At 68.2% G+C, this 4,854-nt stretch carries 6 protein-coding genes and 1 pseudogene; 4 read left to right on the plus strand and 3 right to left on the minus strand.

The genetic code is table 11. The annotated features are described in order from the left end of the window. Positions 1-681, plus strand: a pseudogene (locus MT490_RS02695) (coproporphyrinogen III oxidase); the annotation flags it as partial. Here MT490_RS02695 and MT490_RS02700 read toward each other — a convergent pair. Next, positions 626-1,000, minus strand: coding sequence for a hypothetical protein (locus MT490_RS02700; protein ID WP_297384035.1), 375 nt, complete (start codon positions 998-1,000; stop codon positions 626-628). The pseudogene MT490_RS02695 and the gene MT490_RS02700 sit on opposite strands and share 56 nt — an antisense overlap. An 85-nt stretch (positions 1,001-1,085) precedes the next feature. On the opposite strand from MT490_RS02700, the gene rsmI reads away from it, so the two are divergent. Genes rsmI through gshB form a run of 3 tightly spaced genes read left to right on the plus strand, consistent with a single transcriptional unit; the run spans position 1,086 to position 3,251 of the window. Further along, on the plus strand, positions 1,086-1,919 hold the full coding sequence (gene rsmI / locus MT490_RS02705) for a 16S rRNA (cytidine(1402)-2'-O)-methyltransferase (RefSeq protein ID WP_297384037.1): 834 nt from the start codon (positions 1,086-1,088) through the stop codon (positions 1,917-1,919). Next, positions 1,916-2,266: a YraN family protein gene (locus MT490_RS02710; RefSeq protein ID WP_297384039.1), complete on the plus strand. Its 351-nt coding sequence runs from the start codon at positions 1,916-1,918 to the stop codon at positions 2,264-2,266. The genes rsmI and MT490_RS02710 overlap by 4 nt, the downstream gene beginning before the upstream one ends. Positions 2,267-2,297: 31 nt before the next feature. Then, positions 2,298-3,251 (plus strand): glutathione synthase, encoded by a 954-nt coding sequence (gene gshB / locus MT490_RS02715; protein ID WP_297384041.1) that lies wholly within the window; start codon positions 2,298-2,300, stop codon positions 3,249-3,251. A gap of 13 nt (positions 3,252-3,264) precedes the next feature. Here the strand turns inward: gshB and MT490_RS02720 are convergent, their stop codons facing one another. Both MT490_RS02720 and MT490_RS02725 read right to left on the minus strand, forming a co-directional pair. Beyond that, positions 3,265-4,197: a tyrosine recombinase XerC gene (locus MT490_RS02720; protein WP_297384043.1), complete on the minus strand. Its 933-nt coding sequence runs from the start codon at positions 4,195-4,197 to the stop codon at positions 3,265-3,267. Further along, positions 4,173-4,742: a DUF484 family protein gene (locus MT490_RS02725; RefSeq protein ID WP_297384045.1), complete on the minus strand. Its 570-nt coding sequence runs from the start codon at positions 4,740-4,742 to the stop codon at positions 4,173-4,175. Before MT490_RS02725 ends, MT490_RS02720 begins: the two co-directional genes overlap by 25 nt. Between the last annotated feature and the right edge of the window lie 112 nt (positions 4,743-4,854).

Raw genomic sequence — 4,854 nt, forward strand, 5'->3', positions numbered from 1 at the left:
TGGTCGGCAAGCCTGGCGCAGGCCCTCTCGCTCGGCACGCGGCACCTGTCGCTGTATCAATTGACGATCGAGCCCGGAACGCGCTTCGCGACGATGGCCGCAAGGCATGATTTCGAACCGCTCGATGCCGATTCGGCGGCCGCGCTTTACGAGCTGACCGCCGAGATGACCGGCACGGCCGGCATTCCCGCCTATGAAATCAGCAACCATGCTCGCCCCGGCCAGGAGAGCCGGCACAACCTCACCTACTGGCGCTATGGCGATTATTCGGGAATCGGCCCGGGAGCGCATGGCCGGAGGCTGGGGATGCGCATCGCACGCCAACGCAAGCCCGAGAACTATCTCTCGGCCGTGAAGCGCAACGGCCACGCGATCCGGGAAGAGGATCCCTTGCTGCCCGGCGAGGCCGCCGACGAAGCGCTGGTCATGGGCCTGCGCCTTGCGGAAGGAATCGACGCGGCGGCGATTGCGCGCCGCTTCGGCCTGCGATCGATCGTCGATTGGGGCAGGGTGAACCACCTCCTTGGCTCCGGGCACCTCGCGCGCAAGGGCAAGCGGATCGCGGCAACGGCGAAGGGCCGGCTGCTGCTCGACCGAATCCTGGCGGAGATTGCGCTCGCCGAACCTATTGCTGCTTCGGCTGCGGCGGTGTCGGCTGGGACGCTGGCGTCTGCTGCTTAGAGTTCATCTCGGCGAAGAATTGATACTTGTCGACCGAGGTGGCGACATAATCGTCGACGGTCATGTCGGCGTCGACGGCGGCCGCTTTACGGGCCATTCCGTTCTTTATCCTGAACGCGACCACTGCCGACTTCAGCGCGGTCATTTGCGCGGCGCATGCGTTGCGCGCGTAGGCCTCGTAGGCGGTGCCGGCGACCTTTTCGCTGGTCGCCTTGGTGGTTGCGTCCCGAAGGCACGCCCGAAATGCATCCGTCGGCGCATTGATCGACGCTTGAAACCCCGCCAGAAACATGGCGGTGGCACCCAACAATGCAATCATCGCACCTCTCCCGGGCACAGATGATGAATGCCCGAACGAATGACTCTTTTTTGGTGCGTTTGAAAGAGCTTATTGGGAAGAGCGAATGACCGATCGTCTCATCCCCGGCCTTTACGTCGTCGCAACCCCGATCGGGAACCTCGGGGACATCACCGCTCGCGCGGCCGATGTGATGCGGAGCGCGGACCTGATCCTTGCCGAGGACACGCGCGTCACGGGCAAGCTGCTCGCGCACGTCGGCTCGAAGGCGCCGATGGTCCGCTACGACGATCATGCCGGCGCCACGCAGCGGGAGGCGATCGTCGATCGCCTCGAGCGGGAAGCGGTCGCGCTCGTCAGCGACGCCGGGACTCCGTTGATTTCCGACCCGGGCTACAAGCTCGTTCGTGCCGCGCGCGAAGCCGGGCGCGCGATCCATACGATTCCCGGTCCGAGCGCGGTCATCGCCGCGCTGACGCTCGCGGGCCTTCCGACCGATCGGTTCCTGTTCTCCGGCTTCCTGCCACCCAAGGCCAAGGCGCGCGCCGATGCGATCGCCGAGCTTGCGGCGGTCCGGGCCACGCTCGTCTTCTACGAAAGCGGCCCCCGGCTCGCCGACGCGCTCGCGGCGCTTTTCGATGGCCTCGGCGAGCGTCCGGCGGCCGTGGCGCGTGAGATCACCAAGCTGCACGAGGAGTGCGTCACGGGCACGCTGGGCGAGCTTGCCCAGCGGTACGCCGAAACGCCGCCAAGAGGCGAGATCGTGATCGTGGTCGGACCCCCGGCCGAAGCGACGGAAGCCAGCGACGACGAGCTCGACGCCGCCCTCGACGACGCGCTGGCCCGGCTGTCAGCGTCACGCGCGGCCGCGGAGGTCGCCGAGCGGCTCAAGATACCCCGCAAGCGTGCCTACGCCCGAGCGCTCGAGCGATCGAAGTGAACCGCCGCGCGGCGGAGAAGCGGGGGCGCGGCGCCGAGACCCTCGCCTGCTGGTATTTGCGGCTGAAGGGCTGGCACATCCTCGCCCGGCGGGCGCGTGTCCCCGGAGGCGAGGTCGATGTGGTTGCACGCAAAGGCAAAATTGTCGCCTTCGTGGAGGTGAAAGCGCGCGCGGACGACCATTCGGCCGACCTCGCGCTCGACGAGTGGCGTCTGCGACGCGTGGCGGCGGCAGCCGAGCGCCTCTCCACGCGCTACGCCCGCGAAGGCGACGACATCCGGATCGACGCGCTGTTCATCGTGCCCGGGCGCTGGCCGAGGCATTTGCCCAACGTCTGGCAAGGGTGACAAAGTGCCAGTGACTCCCTAGGCGCTCACCATGCCGCTTCGCGTCGCCGTGCAGATGGACCCGCTCGAACGGATCAACATCGCCGGCGATTCCACCTTCGCGCTGATGCTTTCCGCCCAGGCGCGCGGCCACAAGCTCTATCACTATCTCGCCGAGGACCTCACCTGGCAGGACGGCCGCCTATACGCGGGAGCGCACGAGGCGAGCGTCCAGGCCGTTGCCGGCGATCATTACCGTATCGGCGACTTTGCGATCCTCGATCTCGGACGCGACGTGGACGTCGTCCTGATGCGGCAGGATCCGCCGTTCGACCTCGGCTACATCACCGCCACGCATCTGCTCGACCGCATCCAGGGCGAGACTCTGGTCGTCAACGACCCGGCGGCGGTCCGGGACGCGCCCGAAAAGCTCTGGGTGCTCGATTTCGCGCAATACATGCCCCCGACGATGGTGACGCGATCGCTGGGAGCGACGCGCCACTTCCTCGCCGAGCACGGCGACATCGTCATCAAACCGCTGCACGGATTTGCCGGCGGCTCGGTGTTCCGGATCGGTTCGGACGGCCGCAACCTCGCCTCGCTGATCGAATTGTTCAACCGGACGTATCGCGAGCCGCACGTCGTCCAGAAGTTCCTGCCCGAAATCGCGGAGGGCGACAAACGCATCGTCCTGGTCGACGGCGAGGTGGCCGGGGCGATCAACCGGGTGCCGGGCGAAGGCGAGATTCGCTCCAACCTCGCCGTCGGCGGCAAGGCGGCCAAGACCGGGCTTACCGCGCGCGAGGAGGAAATCTGCGCCGTTCTCGCTCCCGAGCTCAAGAGGCGCGGGCTGCTGTTCGTCGGCCTCGACGTCATCGGCGGCAAATGGCTGACCGAAATCAACGTCACGTCGCCGACGGGCATCGTCGCCATCGACCAGTTCAACGGCACCGACACTCCGGGGCTGATCTGGGACGCGATCGAGCGGCGGACCGCCGGCCGCTAAGCCGCCGCAAGTCTCAAGCGCGCGGATGCGCGTGCCGGTAAACGTCGAGGAGGCGGGCGGCGTCCACCTCGGTGTAAATCTGGGTCGACGACAAGCTGGCATGGCCGAGCAGCTCCTGAAGCGCCCTCAAATCCGCGCCGCGCGCGAGCAGGTGAGTCGCGAAGCTGTGGCGGAGCGCGTGCGGGGTGAGGCTGTCGGGCAGGCCCAGCCGGCGCCTCGCCGCGGCGACCGAGCGCCGGACGAGATCGGGGTTCAGCCGACCGCCGCGAGCGCCGACGAACAAGGGCGAATCGCCGTCGGCCGGCCAGGGGCATTGGCGGACATATTCGTCGATCGCCTCGCGGATCGCGGGGACGATCGGAACGATCCGGGTCTTGGACCTCTTGCCGGTGACCCGGAGCGTCGTCCCGATGGGGAGCGCGCGGGCGGTCAGCGACAGCGCCTCGGCGACGCGCAGGCCCGCTCCGTAGAGCAGCAGCAGGATCGCGAGGTCTCGGGCCCCGATCCACGGCGCGCTCGCGGCTTCGGCGGCGTTTTCGGCAAGCCCCATCGCGTCCTCGGGCGATGCCGGCCGGGGCAGGGTACGCGGACGCCTCGGCGCGCGCGTGCGGGGCAAATGCGCGACGCGTCCCTCCTGCTCGGCCGCATATTTTAGGAACGCCCGCACTCCCGAAAGCTCGCGCGCCGTCGACGAAGAGCCGAGGCCCTCCGCCCGGCGTTGCGCCAGGAATGCCCTCAAATCGGCCGCCGTCAGGTCCCTGAGGCCGGCCGGACCGATTTCCTCGCCGCGGTAGAGCCCCAGAAAGCCGATCAGCCGGTGCGCGGTCGCAACGTAGGCGCGGACCGTATGCGGCGAGCGCCGGCGATCATGCTGAAGATAAGCGGCCCAGCGAGCGGCAAGCTCGCGCGCCTTCGAATGCGCTAGTGGTTCCGGTCCGTCAGCCACCGGCGGATCATAGCCGCAAGGCTGCGCCCAAGAAACATCAGCAGCTCGGAGCCGTGACGCGCATCGAGGCTGAGCTCGGCGCGTTGCCCCAGCACCAGCAATCCGCGCGGCAGCGGAGCCTCGCAGTCGATCCGGATCAGCGCCTCGGCCCGGATCAGGTCGCAGGCCGGCCCGAACAGCGGATGCCCGCGCCCGACAGTCCGCATCTCGACCCCGTCGACCTGCCCAATGGTCCGTGCGAGGATCTGCGGGTCGACGAGTTGGACCTCGGCTCCGTCGGCGCGAAAGCCCCTGTCCCCGATGATCAGCGAGAGCGCCACGGCATCGATGCCGAGGATCAGCGGCCAGTCCTGAGTGACCACGTGCAGCAGCCGCTCGATGCTGTCCGCCTCGATCGCGGCGAGGACCGCGGCGTGGATCGACGCGACGGCGCCCGAATGACCGCGCGCGAAGGCGATCAGGTCCTGGTTCGCCTCCTCGACCGCGCCGAGCCGCTCGCGCAGCGTCGCGACCGCCCGCTCCTCGAAGGGAATGACCTTGCCCATTGAGGCGGAAGATACGCCCGCGGCGGTTAATTTCCTATCCAACCGCTATCGGCATCGGCGGGCAAAATAAAAGCGGCGGCGCCTTTCGACGCCGCCGCCCGAAGCTAGCTAG

This window comes from Sphingomonas sp., assembly GCF_026460985.1.
Lineage (GTDB): Bacteria > Pseudomonadota > Alphaproteobacteria > Sphingomonadales > Sphingomonadaceae > Sphingomonas.

Excerpts from the sequence above, each read along its gene's own strand:
- MT490_RS02700 (WP_297384035.1), bottom strand. The coding sequence starts at position 1,000 with ATGATTGCATTGTTGGGTGCCACCGCCATGTTTCTGGCGGGGTTTCAA.
- MT490_RS02725 (WP_297384045.1), bottom strand. The coding sequence starts at position 4,742 with ATGGGCAAGGTCATTCCCTTCGAGGAGCGGGCGGTCGCGACGCTGCGC.
- rsmI (WP_297384037.1), top strand. The coding sequence starts at position 1,086 with ATGACCGATCGTCTCATCCCCGGCCTTTACGTCGTCGCAACCCCGATC.
- gshB (WP_297384041.1), top strand. The coding sequence starts at position 2,298 with ATGCCGCTTCGCGTCGCCGTGCAGATGGACCCGCTCGAACGGATCAAC.